Raw genomic sequence first — 21,348 nt, 5'->3', positions numbered from 1 at the left:
CGCTACACCAGCCCCGCGAAGCCCATGAAGGCCAGCGACATCAGACCGGCCGTGACCATGCCGATGGCAGCGCCCTGAAAGGGCTCTGGCACGTCGGCAACGGCCAGGCGCTCGCGCATGGCCGCGAACAGAATCAGCACCAGGGAGAACCCCAGCGCAGCGCCAAAGCCGTAGAACAATGCCTGGAGGAAGCTGTGGTCCTTGTTGATATTGAGCAGGGCGACACCCAGTACGGCACAGTTGGTGGTGATAAGGGGCAGGTAGACACCCAGCACCCGGTGCAGTAGCGGGCTGCTCTTGCGCACCACCATCTCGGTGAATTGCACCACAACCGCGATAACCAGGATAAATGAGATGGTGCGCAGGTATTCGAGCCCCAGCGGCTCCAGCAGCAGGTAGTAGGTCAGGTGGCTGCAGGCCGAGGCGAGCGTGAGTACGAAGGTGGTGGCCATGGACATGCCCATGGCGGTTTCCAGTTTGTTGGACACGCCCATGAATGGGCACAGTCCAAGGAACTGCACGAGCACGAAGTTGTTGACCAGAATGGCTCCGATCAGAAGGATGGAATAGTCGGCTAGCACAATACCGTCATCAAGGGGTTATTAATTCGCCTAATGGTAAGTAGTTATCCCGGTGGAAACAATCGCCACCGGGGTTTAAAACCCGGGTTGGTTCAAGCCTGGCTGGCTTTCGCCTCGTCGGCGCTGGCAGCCAGCATTGCCTCAACCTGAGCCGGATCAACGCGGGTCAGCAGGGGCTCGAACGGTGACAGGCCGTGTTGGAGCAGCGGCCCTCCGGTGAGTGCGGTCCAGTCCAGCGAGCAGTTGAGGAACCGTTCGGATTTCTCTGCCATCGCGGGCAGCACCGGCTTCAGGTAGGTCATGAGTACGCGAAACAGATTGATCCCCATGCTGCACACGGCGTGAACATCCGCCTCGCGGCCCGCCTCCTTGGCCAGTACCCAGGGTTTGCGTTCATCAATGTACTGATTCGCACGGTCCGCCAGGGCAACGATAGCGCGGATGGCTTTGCTGTACTCGCGCTGCTCGTAGGACTCGGCGATGGCTTCCCCTTCATTCAGGAAGGCCTGTAGCAGTTCCGGCTCGGCGCAGTGCGCTGCGGTGGTGTTGTCGAAGCCCTTGCGCAGGAAGCCGGCGCAGCGGCTGGCGATATTGACCACCTTGCCGATGACATCGGCATTCACTCGTTGTACGAAGTCCGTGAGGTTGAGATCGATATCATCCACCGCGGCGCCGAGTTTGGCGGCGAAGTAATAGCGCAGGTATTCCGCGTCCAGGTGCTGCAGGTAGGTGCCGGCATTGATGAACGTGCCCCGGCTTTTGGACATCTTGGTGCCATTGACCGTGAGGAAGCCGTGGGCATAGATGGCCGTAGGCGTGCGCAGGCCCGCCGAGTGCAGCATTGCCGGCCAGAACAGGCCGTGGAAGTTGATGATGTCCTTGCCGATGAAGTGGAACAGTTCGGCATCGGCGTCGGCATGCCAGTAGCGGCCGAAGTCGCAGCCGGTGCGTTCGCAGTAGTTCTGGAAGCTGGCGATATAGCCGATGGGCGCATCCAGCCATACATAAAAGTATTTACCGGGTTCCCCCGGAATTTCAAAGCCGAAATAGGGCGCATCGCGGCTGATGTCCCACTCCTGCAGCCCCGCGGCGGTCCACTCGCGCAGTTTGTTGGCAATTTGTGGCTGCAGCGTGCCGGAGTCTATCCAGTCGCCCAGCATGTCCGCGAGTGCGGGCAGCGCAAAGAAAAAGTGGGTTGATTCCTTGTCGATCGGGCGCGTCCCGGAAATGGCTGACACCGGGTCGATGAGGTCTGCAGGCGTGTACGTGGCGCCGCAGGCTTCGCAGTTGTCACCGTACTGCCCGGGGGTTTTGCAGCGCGGGCAGGTACCCTTGATAAAGCGGTCGGCGAGGAACAGTGCCTTCTCCGGGTCAAATGCCTGTACGATATCGCGGCGCGTGATGTGGCCATTGGCCTTGAGGCGGCCGTAGATCTCCTCGCTCCAGTGGCGGTTCTCCGCCGAGTGGGTGCTGTAGTAGTTGTCGAAATCAATACAGAATCCAGCCGCATCCTGCTCGTGCTCTGCCTTGATACGGGCGATCTGCTCCTCGGGGGTGATGCCCAGTTTTTCTGCAGTGAGCATGATGGCTGTACCGTGTGCATCATCGGCGCACACGTAGAGGCAATCGTGGCCACGCGACTTCTGGAAGCGCACCCAGATATCGGTTTGCACCATTTCCAGCATGTGGCCCAAATGCAGTGGGCCGTTGGCGTAGGGTAGGGCGCTGGTCACCAGGATCTTGCGCGCGTGGCTGTCTGGCATGTGCTTCACTATTCCATGCAGTTCAAAAAACAGGGGGCGTACTATAGCGGGTTTGCCTGCGCCAGTCATTGTCGGGGCCCGCCCAACTCCCTATACTGGCGTCCCTCGCGGGTCGCGCCCAGGCCCTGCACTGGTATTCCACGGATCCGGCAGTCATGAACACAATCAAGCACATTATCGCCGTTGCCTCCGGCAAGGGTGGCGTCGGCAAATCGACCACAGCGGTGAACCTGGCGCTGGCGCTGCGGGCGCTGGGGAGCCGCGTGGGGTTGCTGGATGCCGATATCTACGGACCCAGCCAGCAGCGCATGCTGGGTATTGCCGAGGGTACCAAGCCGGAACAGAAAGATGGCAAATGGCTGCTGCCGGTGATGGCACACGGGCTGAAGACCATGTCCATGGGGTTTCTCGCCAGTGAGCGCACACCCATGGTCTGGCGCGGTCCCATGGCGGGCGGTGCACTGGTACAGATGCTGGAGCAGACCCTCTGGGGCGAGCTGGACTACCTGGTGATCGACATGCCGCCCGGTACCGGTGATATACAGCTTACCCTGTCGCAGAAAGCCACGGTCGCCGGTGCGGTGATCGTCACCACGCCCCAGGATATTGCCCTGCTGGATGCCCGCAAGGGTATCGAGATGTTTCGCAAGGTAGATGTGCCCATTCTCGGTATCCTTGAAAACATGGCTGTGCACGTGTGCAGCCAGTGTGGCCATGCCGAACATATTTTCGGCAGCGACGGTGGTGAGCGGGTGTCGGCGGATTACGGTGTGCCGCTGCTGGCCAGCCTGCCCTTGGCCCTGTCCATCCGCGAGCAGACTGACAGCGGCACCCCGACGGTTGTCGCGGCGCCGGAATCTCCGGAAGCGCAGTTGTATCTAGCAGCTGCCCGGGCCATTGACGCGACCCTGGCGGGCGCCGCCTCGGGCGGCGATGCCGGGGTTCCCACCATACGAATCAGCGACGACTGAACGGAGCGTATTGCAGCGTGAGTATCAAGGCAGATAAATGGATACGCCGTATGGCGGAGCAGCAGGGCATGATCGAGCCCTTTGAGCCGGGTCAGGTGCGCAGCGACGGCGATCGCCGGCTTATTTCCTACGGCACATCGAGCTACGGTTACGATGTGCGCTGCTCGGATCATTTCAAGGTGTTCACCAACATCAATTCCGCGACCGTGGACCCAAAAGCCTTCGATGAAAACAGCTTTGTCGACGTGCGTGGCGATGTGTGCGTGATTCCGCCGAACTCTTTCGCGCTGGCGGTGACGGTGGAGTATTTCCGCATACCGCGCAACGTGCTGACCATCTGCCTGGGCAAGTCGACCTATGCCCGCTGTGGCATCATCGTCAATGTGACGCCTCTGGAGCCGGAGTGGGAGGGGCACGTGACGCTGGAATTCTCCAACACCACTACCCTGCCGGCGAAGATATACGCGAATGAGGGCGTCGCGCAGATGCTGTTTTTCGAGTCGGATGAGGTGTGTGAAACCAGCTACCGCGATCGCGGAGGCAAGTACCAGGGCCAGCGCGGCGTGACGTTACCGCGCGCCTGATACGCGTTTCAGGGGGTGGCCATGGCCTCTAGCGGTGCGCCGCCCATGCTGCCTTCGGCGAGCAACACTTCCACCGGCTTGTCGTCTTCCACGTGGATGGTTTTGACCATTAGATAATCCCACTCCGGGGCCAGCCACATGTCGGACTCGCGGTCCGGTTCTTCATGTAGCCGCTCGAAGTGCAGCGTGTTCACCGGGCCCAGCGGGGTGTCCAGAATTTCCTCGCCCACATACACCAGCTCGTAGTCGCGAATGCGCTTGCCGTCGGCAATGCGGACCTGCAGGTTTTCCTTCGGGTTCTCCTTCGCCATCAACTGCAAGCGCAACTGTTCCTGTTGGCTCATGCGGTCCAGCGTGCCTTCGGTGTAGGGCAATTCGTACCACTCATCTTTGTAGAAGCTGCGCACGGTATCGGCGCCTGGCGTGAAATGCACCTCGCGACGGCGGTTGATCAGGCCTGTGCCCTGGTAAATATAGGATTTAGGGTGAATTTCCGAGCCCTCAACGTTGAACACCGCCACTTCGTGGAAGCCCACGACCAGCAGCGTGCCGCCGTTGGTCAGCGTGTAGCGGCCCTCGCCCTCGGCTTTCAGCTCGCGCTCCAGCGTCACCGTCATGCCCCGCGCCGACGTGGAGTATTTGACCAGGTAGGGCTGCAGCGCAGGTTCTGTGGATGTCCTGGCCTGAGCCGGGCTCGCGCTCAGGGGGGCGCTAAGGGCGGCTCCGAGCAGCAGCGTCATCAGCAGTGACGGGCGGCCGATAGCGAAGCCCATTCGCGGGAATCTTCTGGCCATCGAAATGTGCTCCTTGTTTGTCCAGTGTGAGCCTGCCCTGCAGGAACCAGCGGGCGGCCAACGGGTAAATGGCGTGCTCCATCTCCAGAACGCGCAGCGCGAGGCTGTCCGCGGTGTCATGGGCCTGTATCGGGACGTACGCCTGCAGCACCGGTGGGCCACCGTCCAGCTCAGGGGTGACAAAGTGGACGGTGCTTCCGGCCTCGCTGTCCCCGGCGTCAATGGCCCGCTGGTGCGTGTGCAGCCCCGGGTACTTGGGCAACAATGACGGATGAATGTTCAATAATCTACCGGCAAAAGGTGTGATAAATACCGGCGTCAGAATGCGCATGAACCCCGCGAGGGCCACCAGATCGGGTTCCGCCTGCTGTAGCCGCGCCACCAGTGCGCTATCGAACGCCTCGCGGTCCGGGAAGTCCGCGTGGGCGATGCATGCGGTTTCGATACCGGCCTCCCGCGCGCTGCGCAAGCCCGCTGCATCAGCGCGGTTGCTGATGACCAGACAGACCTCCGCGGGCAGTGCGCCACTGTTGCAGGCGTCAATCAGGGCGTGCATGTTGGAACCGCGACCGGAGATAAGCACCGCAATGCGGCCGGGTGAGCTCCCCGACATCAGGCCAGTTCCACCCCGTGCTCGCCGTGCTCAATCGTGCCCAGCTGCCATGCGGTCAAGCCCTCACGGGCCAGCAGTTCGAGCGTGGTCAGGGTAGCGGACGGTGCGACACACAGCACCATGCCCACGCCGCAATTGAAGGTGCGGTACATCTCGGGCGTGGCGACGTTACCCTGTTCCTGCAGCCACTGGAAAATCGGTGGCCAGGACCAGCTTTTGGTGTCCACCACCGCGCGGCAGTCAGCCGGTAGCACCCGCGGCAGGTTCTCCGGCAGGCCCCCGCCAGTGATATGACTCAGCGCCTTGACCTCGACCTCGCTAAACAGCGCGAGCAATGCCTTGACGTAAATCAGCGTGGGTGTGAGCAGGGTCGCACCCAGGGTGCTGTCGCCGAAGGGCTGTTGCAGGGACGCGCCGCTGACTTCCAGTATCTTGCGGATCAGCGAGTAGCCGTTGGAGTGCGGGCCGCTGCTGGCGATGGCAATCAGCGTGTCGCCGGCCTCGACCTTGCTGCCGTCAATAATGTCGGCCTTTTCCACCACGCCAACGCAGAAGCCCGCCAGGTCGTAGTCCTCGCCCTCGTACATGCCGGGCATTTCGGCGGTTTCGCCCCCCACCAGTGCGCAGCCCGCGAGCTCGCAGCCCTGGCCAATACCGCTGACGACGGCGGCGGCTGTGTCGATATTCAGGGCGCCGGTGGCGTAGTAGTCGAGGAAAAACAGCGGCTCGGCACCCGCCACCACCAGATCGTTGACGCACATCGCGACCAGGTCGATGCCGATACTGTCGTGTATGCCCATCTCCAGCGCCAGGCGCAGCTTGGTGCCGACGCCATCGGTGCCAGAGACCAGAACTGGCTGCCGGTAGCCGGCGGGTATTTCGCAGAGCGCGCCAAAACCACCCAGGCCGCCCAGTACTTCCGGGCGAGCAGTGCGTCGGGAAACGTGTTTGATGCGCTCCACGAGTGCATTGCCGGCGTCGATATTCACGCCGGCATCTTTGTAGCTGAGGGCTTTGCCCTGATTGTCTGTGCTCATGGTGTGCGGGGTCCGAGTCGGTTGCGGGCAGCTGCCGTGGCAGGGGGCGTATTCTAGCCCTAATCGCGGGGCGATTCACGCCTGCGGCAATTTTCACGCCGATGCAGCTCCACTTCCCCCGCTGCTGTTACAATGAGCTTTTACCTGATTCGCCGGAGGCCATTTTGGGTGCGCCCCTCAAGTGGGTAGCAGCAAGTCTGTTACTCGTGGTGTGTTACGCGTTTCCGGCAGAGCTGGTGCGCGATCTGTACGTGGCCGATGTGCCGGTTGCCAATCGCGGTGAGGCGGAGCTGGCGCGCGCCGCCGAGGAAGGTTTGGCGCAGGTGCTGGTCAAGGTGTCCGGGTCTGTGGACGTGCTGGCGCGTCCCGAGGTCGCAGGGGCGCTGCAAGCCGCGCGGGCGCGGGTGCAGCAGTATTCCTACAACCGGGTTGATAGCGGCGACGCGGCACTTTCTGCCCGCGTGGAGTTTGACCCGGCTCAGGTGCGCGATTTGCTGCTGAGTGCGGGAGCCCCCATCTGGACCGCGACCCGCCCTGCTGTTCTCGTCTGGCTGGTGGTGGAAGAAGCCGGTCAACGCAGTTTTGTCAGCCCGGGGGCACATCCGGAACTGGCTGCCGAGCTCACCGAAGGCTTCCGCCGTCGTGGCGTTCCGTTGCGCTTTCCGCTCCTCGATCTCACCGACGCCGCAGCGCTTGACCCCGCCGAAGCCTGGCACCTGCCGTCGCCACTGCTGATCGCCGCCTCTACACGCTATCGCGCCACTGAGGTGCTGGCCGGGCGTGTGGCAAAACTGGCGGCGGGCGACGTGGTCGGTGACTGGGCGTATCTGTCCACTCAGGGGCGGCAGGACCGCAGTGCTACGCGTACAGACGCGAGTCGTTTCTTGCGCGGCGGGGTCGATCTGGTGGTGGAAGATATGGCGGCGCGCTATGCCATCAGCGGCGCCGATGCCGGCGATACCCTGTTGCTGAACGTGACTGGGGTGGCGAGCTACGCCGACTACGCGGCGGTCATGAGCTGGTTGGAGAGCCTGGAGCCTATCCGGCAGGCGCGCGTGACCGCGCTGGACAAAGACAGGCTGACTCTCGCTGTTGTGGCGGCGGCAGACGCCTCCCAGCTGGCTTCGATCATCGAGCTGAACCCCCGTATGCGACCGGCCGCGGCCGGCACCGGAAAAGGACTGAATTACCTGTGGCGCAACTAGAACCCGACAGCCAGCTGCCCGTGCAGCGCTGGCCCTTGGCCCTGGCGCTGCTCGTGGCGCTGTCTTTGGCCTTCTATCTGTTACAGCCCATTTTGCTGCCGTTTGTACTCGGAGCCCTGATAGGCTACCTGGGGGATCCGTTGGTGGATGCGCTGGAGCGCCGCAAGCTCGGGCGTACGGCAGGAGTGCTGGTGGTTTTCGTCCTGTTTTCCGGCCTGATTGTGGTCGGCATGCTCGTTGCCGTACCGTTGGTGCTACAGCAGCTGGATGCCCTGATCCAAAAAATACCTGCTTTATATCAATGGCTTACACAAACGCTCGTGCCCTGGCTGCGCGATCGTTTGAGTGTGCCCGCGGCCCAGTTGCCGCAGATTGACTGGTCCGGGCAGCTTGCCGAGCACTGGCAGTCCCTGGGTAAGGTGACGGCGTCGACCCTGAAAAGCCTGACCGGCTCAGGTGCCGGGTTTCTCGCCGGCTTGTTCAATCTCGCGCTGGTGCCGGTTGTGGCCTTCTACCTCATGCGCGACTGGGACATCCTCATGGAAAAGGCGTTGGGTATCGTGCCTGTCGCCTGGCATAAGAACGCGATTGCCCTGGTGCGGGAAGCCGACGAGGTGCTCAGTGCGTTTCTGCGCGGCCAGTTCCTGGTCATGTGCTCACTGGGGGTGATCTACAGCACCGGCCTGTGGTTGGTCGGGGTGCAGTTCGCGCTGGTGCTCGGCGTTGTTGCGGGGCTTGCCAGCATTGTGCCCTACCTCGGGTTTGTCGTCGGCATTCTGGCGTCCTGTGTGCTCGCGTATGTGCAGTTCCAGGAGTGGACAATCCTGTTCTGGGTCGCGCTGGTGTTCGGCGTGGGCCAGGTGCTGGAAAGCGTGCTGTTGACCCCGGTGCTGGTGGGCGATCGCATTGGCTTGCACCCGGTGGCGGTGATCTTTGCCCTGATGGCCGGTGGACAGATCGCGGGCTTTGTCGGTGTGCTGGTCGCGCTGCCGGTGTCGGCGGTCATTATGGTTTTCGTGCGTCACGCCATGGCCTACTATCGTGCCAGCCAGCTTTACAGCGGGGATTGAGGCGGTGTCTGCTGTGCCCGTCCGTCAGCTGGCCCTGAACGTGCGGCTGCGTGATGACGCGACCTTTGTCAGTTTCCTGGGCGCAGGGGTGCACGAGCCCCTGTTGGCCGCATTGCAGGCCCAGTGTATGGCGGATGGGGAGCCGACCCTGTATGTGTTTGGCCCCGCCGGCAGCGGCAAGTCGCACCTGCTGCAGGCGGCCTGCCATCTGTGCCCGGGGAGTAGCTCCTATTTGCCACTGGCTGATCTGTGCGCCTTGCCGGCCGCAGAGTTGTTCGGTGGGCTCGAAGGCCAGCGTCTGCTGTGCATCGACGATCTTGACCGGGTGGCTGGCCAGCCGGAGTGGGAGGAGGCCTTGTTCCACCTGTTCAATCGCGCCCGCGACAACCGCTGCCGGCTGGTGTTTGCTGCGAATAACAGTCCTCGCCAGTTGCCCGTAGTGCTGGCCGACCTGCGCTCCCGGCTGGGTTGGGGGCCGGTATTTCAGCTGCCGGCACCGGACGATGCCGCCATGCAGGCTATCCTGCAGTTCCGTGCGCGTTGTCGCGGGCTCGATATGCCCGTGGAAGTCAGCCGATTCCTGGTGAGCCGCGCGCCGCGCGACATGGCGTCGCTGATGCTCGTGCTGGAGACGCTGGATACCCGTTCGCTGGCCGACCAGCGCGCACTCACGGTGCCCTTCGTCAAGGGTGTGCTCGGCCTCTAGCGCAGGAAATATTCCCAATCAAGACTGTGAATTATTTAGCCTTGTTGTGGTGGCGAATGAGATACGAGCCTGTATCATTCTGTAATGGCCATTGAAACAAGGGCCGTGTCATGCAACCAGGAGAGAGTGTAATGAAAAAACAATTTTTCGCCGGTGTAGCTGCAATCGCAGCCACTGCATCCATGTCTGTTGCGCCGGTTTCTGCCGAGGTCCCGCTGACAATCAACGCTGGCATCGGTCAGTTCGTGTTCGATGGCGACCGTCGGCTGAAAGATACTGAAACTCCGGTTGTTGGCCTGGAGTGGGCTTTTACCGATAACTGGGCCGCTGAAGTCATGTACGCCGAAGACAGCACGCGTTACAACGACGGTACGGAAACCGACGTCGCTGCGTGGCAGGTGGGCATGATGTATTACACCGGCAGTTACATCGGCGGCGGCAATCGCGTCCGTCCTTACCTGGCTTTCGGCATGGGTGAAATCGATATCGACGCTGACCTGTTCGATACCGTTGAAACCACGGCCAACGCCGGTGGTGGCTTGCGCTGGATGCTGACACCGCGTTTTGGTGCGCGCCTCGACGCGCGCATGCTGCACAGCCTGGACGAGAGCGAAAACGACTTCCTGCTCACCGCTGGCCTGAACTACTACTTCGGTAAAGTAGCGGAAGATCCCGCGCCGGTGGTGGTTGCTGCTGCGCCCGTTGACTCCGATGGCGACGGCGTAAACGACGATCGCGACCAGTGCCCCGGCACAGCCGCTGGCACGCGTGTAGACGCAACGGGCTGCCCGCTGCCGGTAACTCAGGTGGCGTCCATCAAGTTGAAAGTCAACTTCGACTTTGACTCAACCAAGGTCAAGGAGATGTACTTCAATGACATCAGTGAGCTGGCGGCGTTCCTGAAGCGCTTCAACGACCTGCAGGTTGATGTTGAAGGTCACACCGACAGCGTGGGCCCGGAAAACTACAACCAGCAACTGTCACAGCGTCGTGCGCAGGCTGTTGTGGACTTGCTGGTCAATCAACACGGTATCAGCGCTGACCGCTTGGAAGCGGTAGGGTACGGCGAAGCGCGGCCGGTGGGCAGCAACGACACCAGTGAAGGTCGTGCCGCAAACCGCCGTGTAATGGCAACGCTGGAAGTTGAATACAAGAAGTAAGCCGGCGCCCTGAAGCGGGTGGCTGCAGGGCGACTATTCAGCGCAGCTGAAAGTCGTCCGCATCCAGCTGGCAGGGAAAACGCGTACGGTACGCAAGTAGATCGGCACTGTTCAGGGTAATACTGGCAGTGCCGTTTTTGTTTCCAAGATCAGCCAGCATGCTGCCATCGGCGGCGATCGCCAGGCTGTCCCCCGAATACCTGATGCCCTTGGCATCTTGCCCCACACGATTCACACCCACCACACAGGCAGCGTTTTCAATGGCACGTGCTGGCAACAGGGCACGCCAGTGCGTACGCCGCGCAGCGGGCCAGTTGGCGACGTACAGAGCGAGGTCGTAGTCCTCCCGGTTTCTGCTGAACACGGGGAAACGCAGGTCGTAGCACACCTGGAGTAACACTCGCCAGCCACGCCAGGTCACGGTAACGCGCTGCTGGCCAGCGCCGTAACGTTCGTGCTCACCCGCCATGCGAAACAGGTGGCGCTTGTCATAGTGGCTGACGGTGCCATCGGGCGTGATAAACAGCATGCGGTTGTAGACCTGGTCTTCGCAGCGCACTGCGATGCTGCCGGTGAGGGCACAATTGTGCTGTGCTGCCAGCCGCTGCATCCAGCACTCGGTTGCGCCGCCGGGTAATTCGGCATTGGCCAGTGCGTTCATGGAAAAACCGGTGGTGAACATTTCCGGCAGGACGATGAGGTCCGTTCCGCCGGCGCTTTTCTCGAGCAGTGCTTCGAGGTGGTGCCGGTTGTCATCGGGGGCTTCCCAGGCGAGTTCGCACTGCACCAGGGTGACATTCAGATTTTGCATAGTCGCTCCGCGGCCTGCTGCAGCACGGCGTCCTGTTTGGCGAAACAGAAGCGCAAAAGCCGCTGTGCAGGCGGTTGCTGGTAAAACACCGATACGGGTATGGAGGCAACGCCCACCTCCCGTGTCCACGCTTCACAGAGCTGAACATCGGCGCTGTCGCTCAGTGCAGCATAGTCCAGTAGCTGAAAATAGCTGCCGGCACTGGGTGTGAGGCGCAGCGCCGAACCGGCGAGGGCGCGATTGAACAGATCGCGCTTGTGCTGGTAGAGCGTCGCCAGCGTCAACGGGTAATCAGGCTCGGCGCGCATGAAATCGGCGAGCGCCTGCTGCACCGGGGTGACGGCGACAAAGCAGACATACTGGTGAATTTTACGCAGTTCTGCGGTGAGCGCGGGGGGCGCGACGCAGTAGCCGGTTTTCCAGCCGGTGACACCGTAGGTTTTGCCGAAGGAGAAGACGGCAAACGTGGCCGCGCGCAGAGCGTCGAATTGCAGTGCACTGTGGTGCGTGCGGCCATCGTAAATCAGGTATTCATAGACCTCGTCGCTCACCACCAGCAGGCCGTGCCTGGCGACCAGTGTGTTCAGGGTTTCGAGGTCCTCCCGTGCCAGCGCTGCGCCGCTAGGATTGTGAGGCGAGTTGATGACCAGCATGCGCGTGCGCCTGGAAATGGCGGCCTCGATACGGGCCCAGTCGGGCATGAACGTCACGGGATCCAGCGGCACATGTACCGGGACGCCACCGGCCAGCAGCACCGCGGGCCGATAGCTGTCGTAGCAGGGGTCGAGCAGAATCACCTCGTCGCCGGCGGACACGCAGGCGGTGATGGCGCAGTAGATCGCTTCGGTGGCGCCCGGTAGCACCGTGATTTCAGTGTCTGCGTCACACACTACGCCGCGATGATGTGCCAGCTGGACGGCGATCGCCTCGCGCAATGCGGGTAGTCCCGCCATGGGCGCGTACTGGTTGTGTCCTTCCAGCGCCTGCCGGGCCAGCGCCTGGCGCAAGCGCTCGGGTGCAGGGAAATCGGGAAAGCCCTGCGACAGGTTCACCGCGCCACACTCGCTCGCCAGGGCGGACATGCGCGAGAAAATGGTGGTGCCAACCGCCGGGAGTTTGCTCTGTAACATGCGCGTCCTAGAGCTGGGTATCCAGCGGTAATTCGGTGGTGTTCTTGATTTCAGTCACCGCCATGTGGGAGTGCAGCTCTCGAATGCCGGGACTGGTGGTCAGCGTGTTGCGCACGAAGTCTTCGTAGTGGCGAATGTCGCGGGTAACAATCTTCAGCATGTAGTCCCAGATGCCGGTCATGGTATAGCACTCGACCACTTCGGGGTGATCGACGATTTCGGTTTCGAAGCTCACCAGGTTCTGGCGACCGGTGGCGGTCAGGTTGATGGTGGCGAACACCACCACATCCATACCCAGCTGTGCGCGATCCAGCAGGGCGACCCGCCGCCGGATAATACCCTCCTCTTCCAGACGGTTGATGCGCCGCCAGCAGGGTGACTGGGACAGGTTGATCCTGTCGGCGATGCTGGCGGTGCTCGTGGTGGCATCCCGTTGCAGCAGTTTCAGTATCTCAATGTCCTGAGGGGCGAGCATGATGGTTGTTTAACCCTATAATTGCTTAACTGTTGCATAATTTATGCACAATATCGTGTAAAAGGCCACCAAATCAAATAACAAATCCTCTCCGTCTGGCGCAGAATCTCAGGTCCGTGCAGGAGCAGTGATTATGGCAACCGACAACCGCAACGCTCTCAGAAAAGTATCGCTGGACGACAAGTACGCCCTCGACACGGCGCGCGCCTACATGACCGGGATTGAAGCACTGGTCAGGCTGCCCATGTTGCAGCAGCAGCGCGATCGCCGCGCCGGGCTCAATACGGCGGGCTTTATATCCGGCTATCGCGGCTCCCCCGTGGGTGGCGTTGACCAGGCCATGTGGAAAGCCGAACCCTGGCTCAAGCGTCACAATATTCACTTTCAGGCGGGGTTGAACGAAGATCTGGCGGCGACTTCGGTCTGGGGCAGCCAGCAGACCAACCTGTTTGCCGGCGCGCGTTACGATGGCGTGTTCGGCATGTGGTATGGCAAGGGGCCGGGGGTTGATCGCAGCATGGATGTGATCAAGCATGCCAATGCATTTGGCACATCGCGCTACGGCGGTGTGCTGGCGGTGGCAGGGGATGATCATGCCTGCAAGTCCTCGACATTGCCGCACCAGTCGGAGCACATGTTCATCGGTGCCTCGGTGCCCGTGTTGAGCCCGGCCAATGTGCAGGAAGTACTCGACCTGGGCATCTTCGGCTGGGAATTATCGCGCTATAGCGGCTGTTGGGTGGCGTTGAAAGCCATTACCGAAAACATGGATTCCGCCATTTCTGCGGACATCGACCCCGACCGTATCAACATCGTCATGCCCGAAGACTTCCAGATGCCCGCCGATGGCGTGCACGCGCGCTGGCCGGACAAGCCGCTGGAGCAGGAGTTGCGGCTCAACAAGTTCAAGATCTATGCGGCGCGGGAGTTCGCCCGTGTCAACGGCATCAACCGTGTGGTAGTGGATTGCCCTAACCCGCGGCTGGGTATTATCACCTCCGGCAAGGCCTATCTGGACGTCATGCAGGCGCTGGAGGACATGGGTATCGACGATGCGGTGGCCGCCGAAATCGGTCTGCGCGTCTACAAGGTCGGCATGCCCTGGCCCCTCGAGCCGCGCATGACCCATGACTTCGCCGAAGGTTTGGAGGAGATTCTGGTGGTGGAGGAAAAGCGTTCCATCATCGAAGACCAGCTGACCGGCCAGCTGTACAATTATCCGGTGGCGGCGCGCCCCCGCGTGATCGGCGAGTTTGATGAAGCCGGCAGGGACCTCCTGCCCAACCTGGCCGAGTTGACGCCGGCGATGGTGGCGCTGGCGATCGCCAGTCGTATCCGCCGCTTCTATCAGTCGGAAACCATGGATCAGCGTATTCGCTGGATCGAGGACAAGGAGCGCTCACTCGCCCAGCCGCGGGACACCATCGAGCGCGTGCCGCACTTCTGTTCCGGCTGCCCCCACAATACCTCGACCAAAGTGCCTGAAGGCAGCCACGCCTTTGGCGGCATAGGCTGCCATTACATGGCCACCTGGATGCCTGACCGGCAAACCCATACGTTCACGCAGATGGGTGGCGAGGGGGCGACGTGGATTGGCCAGGCGCCGTTCACTGACACCCGGCACGTCTTTCAGAACCTGGGTGATGGCACCTACTTCCACTCGGGCATTCTCGCCATTCGGGCCGCGGTTGCCGCCGGTGTGAACATTACCTATAAGATTCTCTATAACGATGCGGTCGCCATGACGGGTGGCCAGCCCATTGATGGCAGTTTGTCGGTAGGTGACCTGATACGCCAGGTTGCTGCCGAGGGTGTGCAGCGTATCGCCCTGGTCAGTGACCACCCGGAAGCCTGGAGCGGCCAGTTCCACGGTGTCACCAGTTACTTCAGCCTGCATGATCGCCGTGAGATGGATGCCTTGCAGCGCGAGCTGCGGGAGTATAACGGCACATCGGTCATCGTTTACGTACAAACCTGCGCGGCGGAAAAGCGCCGTCGGCGTAAAAAGGGCCAGTTGGAAGACCCGGCCAAGCGCCTGTTTATCAACGATGCGGTGTGCGAGGGCTGCGGGGATTGCAGCATCAAGTCCAACTGCCTGTCGGTGCTGCCGAAGGCCACCGAACTGGGCCGCAAACGCAAGATTGACCAGAGCTCCTGCAACAAAGACTACAGCTGCGCGAATGGTTTCTGCCCGAGTTTCGTTTCGGTCATTGGTGGGTCGTTGCGCAAGCCCGAGGGTGCCGGCGGTGGCGCGGAAGGCCTGTTCGACCCACTTCCCGAGCCGCAGTTACCAGAGCTTGAGCGGCCCTGGAACACGGTGGTGACCGGCGTGGGCGGCACCGGTGTGCTGACCATTACCGCCCTGGTGGCCATGGCGGCACACATTGAAGGCAAGGGTTGTGCGACCATGAACCAGACGGGCCTGGCGCAGAAGTTTGGTGCCGTGGTCAGTCATGTGCGGGTCAGCGCCAATCAGGAAGACATCAAGGCGGTGCGTATTCCCGCCGGAGAGGCCGACTTGCTGCTCGGTTGTGACCTGGTGGTGACTTCCACCTATGAAGCACTGGGCAAGGTGGCGCACGGCCGCACCCACGCCGTGGTCAACGATGCCGAAGTGCCCACCTCAGCCTTTATTCTCGACCCGGATGCGCGCTTCCCCACCAGCGCCATGAAAGCCAAGGTGAGTGACGAGGTCGGCGACTCGGCGGCGTTCTTCATTGATGCAACACGCATCGCCACACAGCTGCTGGGCGACTCCATAGCCGCGAACCTGTTCCTGCTTGGCTACGCCTGGCAGCAGGGTCTGGTGCCGGTTTCCGCCGCCGCGCTGGAGGAGGCCATCGAGTTGAATGCGGTGGCCGTCAATTTCAATAAACAGGCATTCCTGTGGGGACGCCGCTGTGCCGATCAGCCCCAGCGCGTGCTGGCGCTGGTGGATGAGCTGGCCCCGCCCGCGGCATCGCGCCTCGAGTTGGTGGAAGAGATTGTTGTCGACCGCGCAGCGCGTCTTGCGGACTACCAGGATGCGGCCTACGCGGAGCGCTACCGGCAACAGGTGAATCGCGTGCGTGCTGCGGACCCCCGGGCAGAACAGCCGGGTAGCCTCAGCGCCACCGTGGCCCGGGTGCTCCACAAACTGATGGCCTACAAGGACGAGTACGAAGTGGCCAGGTTGTACAGCAACGGCGAGTTCCTGCGCAAGCTCGAGCAGCAGTTTGATGGCGATTTTGAACTGCGTTTCAACCTGGCGCCGCCCTTGTTCAGCAAGCGCGACCCCGCTACCGGCCACCTGATCAAGCAGGAGTTCGGCCCGTGGATGCTGACCGCCTTTGGCTGGCTCGCCCGGCTGCGGAGGCTGCGTGGAACACGCTTTGATATTTTCGGCTATACCGCCGAACGTCGGCAGGAGCGCGCGGACATTGATGACTACCTCACCCTGCTTGACGAGTTGCTCTCCGGTCTGAGTGACGAAAATTACGCGGATGCGGTGGAGCTGGCGTCGCTGCCCGCCCGGCTGCGCGGCTTCGGCCACGTCAAGGACCGCAACCGTGAGCAGCTGGCCGGGCAGCGCACCCAGCTTCTGCGTCGCTTTCGCGGCGAAGCCGTGGCCACGGTCACTATTGTCAATGCTGCCTGACCCAACACAGGCAGCCGGAGAGGAACCATCATGACTGTATTTTCGGCCCCCGCCTGGGATGGCCACGAACTGGTTGTTTTTGGCAGCGATGCTGCCACCGGGCTTCGCGCGATTATTGCCGTACACAATTCCAGCCTCGGGCCGGGTGTCGGTGGCTGTCGCATGTTTCCCTATGCCAATGATGCGGACGCGCTGCACGATGTGCTGCGCCTCTCCCGCGGTATGACCTACAAATCAGCGTTGGCGGGCCTGCCCATGGGCGGCGGGAAGTCGGTCATCATTGGCGACCCGCGGCGCGACAAGACGTCGGCATTGATGCGAGCGATGGGCGACTTCGTGCATGCCCAAGGCGGGCGTTATGTAGCCGCGGAGGATTCAGGTACCGGTGTAGAGGATCTGCGCCGAATGGCCGCACGCACACCTCATGTTAGCGGTATCGACGACAATGAGCACGGTGGCGACCCCTCACCGAGCACAGCCTACGGTGTTTTTCTTGGCATTCGCGCGGCGGCGCAACACCGCCTGGGTGTGGCCAGCACTGCAGACTTGCGCGTCGCGGTACAGGGCCTCGGCCACGTAGGCTATCATCTGGCGCGTCATCTGCGCGAGGACGGGGCCGTAGTGTATGGGGCGGACGTAAACGAGGCGAATCTGGCTCGCGCGGTGGAGGCGCTCGGCGTTCTGCCGGTGGCGCCAGCGGAAATACTCGGCCTGGAAGTGGATGTACTGGCGCCTTGTGCGATGGGCGCCGTGTTGAATGACCGCACCATCGATACTTTGCGCGCAGGTATTGTGGCTGGTGCTGCGAACAATCAGCTGGCGACGGCGGAAGACTGTGCGCGCCTACAGGAGCACGGCATTCTGTATTGTCCGGATTTTCTGATAAACGCCGGAGGCATTATCGACGTGCACTATCAGCGTGCCGGCTTGCCGGCGGCAGCGAAGAGAGCGCATATTGAGCGTATCAGCGTCACGCTCACTGAAGTACTACGCAGGACAGATGGCTCCAGTCAGTCGTCGAACGATGTGGCCGAGGCCTTGGCGGTGGAGTATTTGCGTGACACGGCGCGCGCGAGCCTGCCTGCTAGCCGAGGAGCGCAAACAGCGCATGCAATGAATATAAGCTGACAATGCTGCTGGCCGCTACAAGCAGAAACAGCGGCGCACAGGAAGGTCTGGAATCCCGGCGCCTGTCTGCAATTCCAGTTTCCCCGGGTGTTGCTCTGCCGCGGTCATGCCTTGCGTTTGGGTTGAGTAAGGTAGGTGCGCTAATGCGGGACTCCGATAATCAGAGTCGGGAACAGTAACAAATCTAGACGACTGTCTTTGTAACTTTGGGTATCCCCTCGCCGGGGAGGCGTTGAACGGCGGCCGGCGCGATCCAACGCGCGACAGCAGTTATAAGATCCTGCCGGGAAAATGGCTTGCTCAGCATTGCGTCCATACCAAAGGCCAGGCATTTTTCCCGGTCGCCCTGCACTGAGTTGGCCGTTACAGCCAGGACCGCCGGCTGATGCCTGTTCTGCTGGTGCAAGATCGCGCGGATCCGACGAGTTGCCTCGAAACCGTTCATGATTGGCATCTGGCAATCCATCAAGATGAGGTCGAAGTCGCGCTGTTCCACCATTGCAACGGCTTCTTCGCCGTTTTCAGCAAACTCCAGTTTGCAACTGAACCCTTTTAAATGTGTCTGCACCAACCGCTGATTCATCACGTTGTCTTCCGCGAGGAGAAGGCGCTTGCCGTTGATCGTGTTGGCAAGCTGGTCTGCGTCCGTTTCGGCACAAAGCCCATCGACAGCTTGGCCGGTGCTGTCGGCGCCTTCCGGTACGCCCACTTGCTGCAGTGGCAAGGTTACCTCAAACGTTGAGCCGGAGCCGAGCGTGCTGTCTACTGAAACCGAGCCGCCCATTGCGCTGACCAAATTATAGACAATTGCCAGCCCTAGCCCGGTGCCACTGGCGCGAGCAGGCCCAGCGCCACTGACTTGATAAAAGGGCTCATGAAGGTGCGCAAGCACATTTTCCGGCATGCCTATGCCCGTATCCGCGACGCGGATGCGTAACTGCCAGTCGTCCTTGGCCGTGCTCTTGTAGGGTTGCGTGACGGACAGGTCAACCTCCACTGATCCGGCTTCGGTAAACTTTATGGCGTTAGCCACGAGGTTCTGAATGACTTGGCGGATCTTGATTGCGTCGCTGTAAAAGCGGCAGGTGAGCCCCGTGGTCAATTGGAATTCAAGGCTGATGCGTTTCCGTTCCGCGAGTGGACGCAGTACTCTCTCCACCGGGACACTCAAGTCAGGCAGGGAGAAAGGAACCGGCTCCAGTGCGAGGTTGCCACTTTCGATGCGCGAGACCTCCAGAATATCGCCAATCAACTCCGTGAGGTTGCGCCCGGACGACTCCAGTGCATCCAGAAGCGAGCGCTGGTTCTCGTCCAGCACTGTGCCCTTGAGTAACTCCGTCATGCCGAGAACGACGTGCAGCGGCGTGCGGATTTCATGGCTCATGGTGGCAACGAAGCGTGACTTGGCCTCATTGGCTGAGCTCGCCACAGCGGCCATGGTGAGGGCCGAGTTGCGGGATTCCTTGAGGGATACAAGCGTATCGAGTAGTTCCTGTTCCCGGCGGCGTCGCTGTTCGGTGTGTGTGATCAGGTCGGCCAGCAATTCCAGCAACATGATCTCTACGTCGCTGTAATGGCGGGCACTGTTTACCGAGTCGAAGCCGATAAAGCCCATACAATCATCACCCAGCAGCTCGGGGAAGGTCGCCAGTGACTGTATGCCCTGAGGTTCGAGTATTGCCCGCAGGGCGTCACCCGGCGCGCGGCTGCTCACGGCGGAGACAATGAAAGGCAAGCGGCTCTTGTGATTGCTGGTCCATAAATGCAGGTCCCGGGTAGAAATATCCTGCAGGAGATCGATTTGTGGCTCGATACCCTGGGCGCACCATTCATGGGTATTGCTACAGCTTTCCCGCTCCCAGTAGTAGGTGAACCGGTAGGCTCTATCAGCACCGACATAGCTTGATGTGTCACTCAGCGCCTCGGTGATTGTGGCGTCAATCAGTTCGATCGGGGCTTCAAGCAGTTTGACGGAGATGGAGATAATCAACCTCTCCAGTTCCGATTTCTGCAGTGTTTCCGTGCGTGCTATTTCCGCTTCGGTCATGTCGCGGAGGATGATCATGACATCGTCCTGGTATTCACTTTCATCGGTGACAATACTGAGCACGCATTGGAATTTTCGTATGCCGCCTTGCGTGGTTCGTGCGCGCAGCGGAATCTCGACGGTCTCCTGTAAACCCTGCTCGATGTGATGATTGAAACTGCGGATAACCCGAGCGCGATCCTCCTCATAGAGCATACGTTCGAAATTCGCTGTGGACAGGGCGTTGGTGCCTGCAGGCAATTCCAGTGCGGTACACAGGCCACGGTTGAGCGCAATGGCGCCAACACCGCGGCGCCAGCGCATGGCACCCAGTTGGCTGGCGGTCAGGGCCTCGAAAATGGCACTGGTGGCGGGCATGCCGGTATCAGGCTCCTGCTGCAAGATGCGATGCGACACGGCCCCGGGTCGTTTTTGCCAGTGTTACGATGTTTGCGAGCAGTTGCTCCCGCGTTTCCTCGGTTGCCGCGTCCCGGCACAGCGCTTCGAGAGACTCGAACAGGGAAGCCAGGGCGTGTGCCCCCACAGTACGGCAGGAGGAACCCAGCTTGTGTGCGTGGTGACGTTGTTCATCTAATGACATTGGCAGAGAGGGCGGTTCAATGAGCAGCAGCAGGGCGTCCAGCTGCTGTAAAAATGTACCGTAGAAATCCGCCAGTACCTCCCAATCGTCAAGCTCCAAAGAATGCGGTAGATGCGAACTGTCGAAGACGGCCTTCTCCGTGGTCATGATTGGGTTTCCTTATAGGGTGTTCTCCGGGCCCGTGTAGGCTGTAATGCATACCCTGCACCCCGTACCGAGCGAATGCAGTAATTGTCCGTCAGCGACTTGAGTTTCTTTCTGGCACGCCCGACCAGAACATCCATGGCCCGATTCATGGAGTCAAAATCTCTGCCGTAAACAATGCTGTACAAGTCGTTGCGTTGTACCGCGCTGCCGGCGTTGCGCATGAGAATGGATAATACCGCCAGTTCTTTTTCGGAAAGTGCTACCTCTTCCCCGAAGGCACCGAGAGTGCGGTGTAGCGGATCGAGTTGTAGCGCTTCCCACTCGAACACACTGCTCGCTGCGGCGCTATTGTCGCGCTGATTGTTGCTGCTGTGCTGCCGCAGTACCGCGCGAATCCTCGCGGTCAGTTCTTCAATATCGTATGGCTTGACGATGTATTGATCGGCTCCTGCATCCAGGCAAGAAATCGTCGTGCGCACATCGTCATTGGCTGTGAGCATGATCGTCGGCACGTCGCACATCGTTTTAATCTGGCTGCAGAGCTGCAGGCCATTCATGTCCTGCTCGCCCAGGAAGTAGTCGAGCATAATAAGGTCAGGGCGGGGTTCGTGTTGCAGGTGCTTTAGCGCACGCGTAGAGGAGTCAACGAACTCGCAGTGGTATTTGCGCACACCCAGTTGATAGCGCAACACCTTGCAAAACAGCAAGTCATCGTCAATTATCAGAATATTCGCCACGGCCACAGCACTATCCTTGTGTTCCAATTACAGACGGCAACATGATACGCGTTGTTACGTGACGGTACATGCGCATCTTTGTAACAGTTTGCAAGTTGCTGCGCTGTCAGTGCCGCAGGCCGCGAAGCAGGCCTCTGAGGCTGTTTGATTGCCGCTCCCTGCACAGCAACGT

Annotated in this window: 19 protein-coding genes; 8 read left to right on the top strand and 11 right to left on the bottom strand. The window is 61.0% G+C overall.

From position 1 onward, the window contains the following. Positions 1 to 2: 2 nt before the first annotated feature. Positions 3 to 581 carry an electron transport complex subunit RsxA gene (gene rsxA, locus EGJ68_RS14725; protein ID WP_123035299.1) on the bottom strand — a complete coding sequence of 193 codons (579 nt, stop codon included), beginning with the start codon at positions 579 to 581 and terminating at the stop codon, positions 3 to 5. Positions 582 to 673: 92 nt separating this feature from the next. Then, entirely contained in the window at positions 674 to 2,344 is a 1,671-nt protein-coding gene (gene metG, locus EGJ68_RS14720; RefSeq protein ID WP_199228060.1) for a methionine--tRNA ligase, read from the bottom strand. A gap of 155 nt (positions 2,345 to 2,499) precedes the next feature. Here metG and apbC point away from each other — a divergent pair, with 155 nt between their 5' ends. Both apbC and dcd read left to right on the top strand, forming a co-directional pair. Beyond that, a complete protein-coding gene (apbC, locus tag EGJ68_RS14715) occupies positions 2,500 to 3,315 on the top strand; it encodes an iron-sulfur cluster carrier protein ApbC (protein ID WP_123035297.1) in 816 nt (271 codons plus the stop codon). 17 nt (positions 3,316 to 3,332) lie between these two features. Then, complete coding sequence (dcd, locus tag EGJ68_RS14710) at positions 3,333 to 3,899, top strand: dCTP deaminase (protein ID WP_027949108.1); 567 nt, start codon at positions 3,333 to 3,335, stop codon at positions 3,897 to 3,899. A gap of 8 nt (positions 3,900 to 3,907) precedes the next feature. On the opposite strand, the gene EGJ68_RS14705 is transcribed toward dcd, so the two are convergent. The 3 genes from EGJ68_RS14705 to purM are packed head-to-tail and all read right to left on the bottom strand — an operon-like array spanning position 3,908 to position 6,343. Further along, on the bottom strand, positions 3,908 to 4,693 hold the full coding sequence (locus EGJ68_RS14705; RefSeq protein WP_233248842.1) for a DUF3108 domain-containing protein: 786 nt from the start codon (positions 4,691 to 4,693) through the stop codon (positions 3,908 to 3,910). Continuing rightward, positions 4,611 to 5,306, bottom strand: coding sequence for a phosphoribosylglycinamide formyltransferase (gene purN / locus EGJ68_RS14700; RefSeq protein WP_123035296.1), 696 nt, complete (start codon positions 5,304 to 5,306; stop codon positions 4,611 to 4,613). Before purN ends, EGJ68_RS14705 begins: the two co-directional genes overlap by 83 nt. Further along, complete coding sequence (gene purM, locus EGJ68_RS14695; RefSeq protein WP_123035295.1) at positions 5,306 to 6,343, bottom strand: phosphoribosylformylglycinamidine cyclo-ligase; 1,038 nt, start codon at positions 6,341 to 6,343, stop codon at positions 5,306 to 5,308. Before purM ends, purN begins: the two co-directional genes overlap by 1 nt. Before the next feature lie 164 nt (positions 6,344 to 6,507). On the opposite strand from purM, the gene EGJ68_RS14690 reads away from it, so the two are divergent. The 4 genes from EGJ68_RS14690 to EGJ68_RS14675 all read left to right on the top strand — a co-directional run bounded on the left by EGJ68_RS14690 (position 6,508) and on the right by EGJ68_RS14675 (position 10,484). Further along, a complete protein-coding gene (locus tag EGJ68_RS14690; RefSeq protein ID WP_158283687.1) occupies positions 6,508 to 7,548 on the top strand; it encodes a DUF2066 domain-containing protein in 1,041 nt (346 codons plus the stop codon). Continuing rightward, positions 7,536 to 8,618 (top strand): AI-2E family transporter, encoded by a 1,083-nt coding sequence (locus tag EGJ68_RS14685; protein WP_123035293.1) that lies wholly within the window; start codon positions 7,536 to 7,538, stop codon positions 8,616 to 8,618. The genes EGJ68_RS14690 and EGJ68_RS14685 overlap by 13 nt, the downstream gene beginning before the upstream one ends. After that, entirely contained in the window at positions 8,590 to 9,324 is a 735-nt protein-coding gene (hda, locus tag EGJ68_RS14680) for a DnaA regulatory inactivator Hda (protein ID WP_199228059.1), read from the top strand. The genes EGJ68_RS14685 and hda overlap by 29 nt, the downstream gene beginning before the upstream one ends. Before the next feature lie 131 nt (positions 9,325 to 9,455). Further along, a complete protein-coding gene (locus EGJ68_RS14675; protein WP_158283686.1) occupies positions 9,456 to 10,484 on the top strand; it encodes an OmpA family protein in 1,029 nt (342 codons plus the stop codon). A gap of 37 nt (positions 10,485 to 10,521) precedes the next feature. Here the strand turns inward: EGJ68_RS14675 and EGJ68_RS14670 are convergent, their stop codons facing one another. Genes EGJ68_RS14670 through EGJ68_RS14660 form a run of 3 tightly spaced genes read right to left on the bottom strand, consistent with a single transcriptional unit; the run spans position 10,522 to position 12,900 of the window. After that, complete coding sequence (locus EGJ68_RS14670; RefSeq protein WP_123035290.1) at positions 10,522 to 11,295, bottom strand: amidohydrolase; 774 nt, start codon at positions 11,293 to 11,295, stop codon at positions 10,522 to 10,524. Continuing rightward, positions 11,283 to 12,425 carry a methionine aminotransferase gene (locus tag EGJ68_RS14665; RefSeq protein WP_123035289.1) on the bottom strand — a complete coding sequence of 381 codons (1,143 nt, stop codon included), beginning with the start codon at positions 12,423 to 12,425 and terminating at the stop codon, positions 11,283 to 11,285. The genes EGJ68_RS14670 and EGJ68_RS14665 overlap by 13 nt, the downstream gene beginning before the upstream one ends. A gap of 7 nt (positions 12,426 to 12,432) precedes the next feature. Next, entirely contained in the window at positions 12,433 to 12,900 is a 468-nt protein-coding gene (locus EGJ68_RS14660) for an Lrp/AsnC family transcriptional regulator (protein ID WP_035526670.1), read from the bottom strand. Positions 12,901 to 13,033: 133 nt separating this feature from the next. Here EGJ68_RS14660 and EGJ68_RS14655 point away from each other — a divergent pair, with 133 nt between their 5' ends. Both EGJ68_RS14655 and EGJ68_RS14650 read left to right on the top strand, forming a co-directional pair. Further along, positions 13,034 to 16,537: an indolepyruvate ferredoxin oxidoreductase family protein gene (locus tag EGJ68_RS14655; RefSeq protein WP_123035288.1), complete on the top strand. Its 3,504-nt coding sequence runs from the start codon at positions 13,034 to 13,036 to the stop codon at positions 16,535 to 16,537. A 30-nt stretch (positions 16,538 to 16,567) separates the two neighbouring features. After that, the gene (locus EGJ68_RS14650) at positions 16,568 to 17,665 is read left to right on the top strand and encodes a Glu/Leu/Phe/Val family dehydrogenase (RefSeq protein WP_123035287.1); all 1,098 of its coding nucleotides are present in this window, start codon (positions 16,568 to 16,570) and stop codon (positions 17,663 to 17,665) included. A gap of 184 nt (positions 17,666 to 17,849) precedes the next feature. Here EGJ68_RS14650 and EGJ68_RS14645 read toward each other — a convergent pair whose 3' ends face one another. Genes EGJ68_RS14645 through EGJ68_RS14635 form a run of 3 tightly spaced genes read right to left on the bottom strand, consistent with a single transcriptional unit; the run spans position 17,850 to position 21,176 of the window. After that, positions 17,850 to 20,069: a GAF domain-containing hybrid sensor histidine kinase/response regulator gene (locus tag EGJ68_RS14645; protein ID WP_158283685.1), complete on the bottom strand. Its 2,220-nt coding sequence runs from the start codon at positions 20,067 to 20,069 to the stop codon at positions 17,850 to 17,852. Between the two features lie 7 nt (positions 20,070 to 20,076). Further along, on the bottom strand, positions 20,077 to 20,439 hold the full coding sequence (locus EGJ68_RS14640) for an Hpt domain-containing protein (RefSeq protein WP_123035285.1): 363 nt from the start codon (positions 20,437 to 20,439) through the stop codon (positions 20,077 to 20,079). Beyond that, positions 20,436 to 21,176, bottom strand: a complete 741-nt coding sequence (locus EGJ68_RS14635; RefSeq protein WP_158283684.1) for a response regulator transcription factor — start codon at positions 21,174 to 21,176, stop codon at positions 20,436 to 20,438. The genes EGJ68_RS14640 and EGJ68_RS14635 overlap by 4 nt, the downstream gene beginning before the upstream one ends. Between the last annotated feature and the right edge of the window lie 172 nt (positions 21,177 to 21,348).

Source organism: Haliea alexandrii (assembly GCF_003719295.1).
Classification (GTDB): domain Bacteria; phylum Pseudomonadota; class Gammaproteobacteria; order Pseudomonadales; family Halieaceae; genus Haliea; species Haliea alexandrii.
This window is presented reverse-complemented; position numbering and strand designations above follow the sequence as displayed.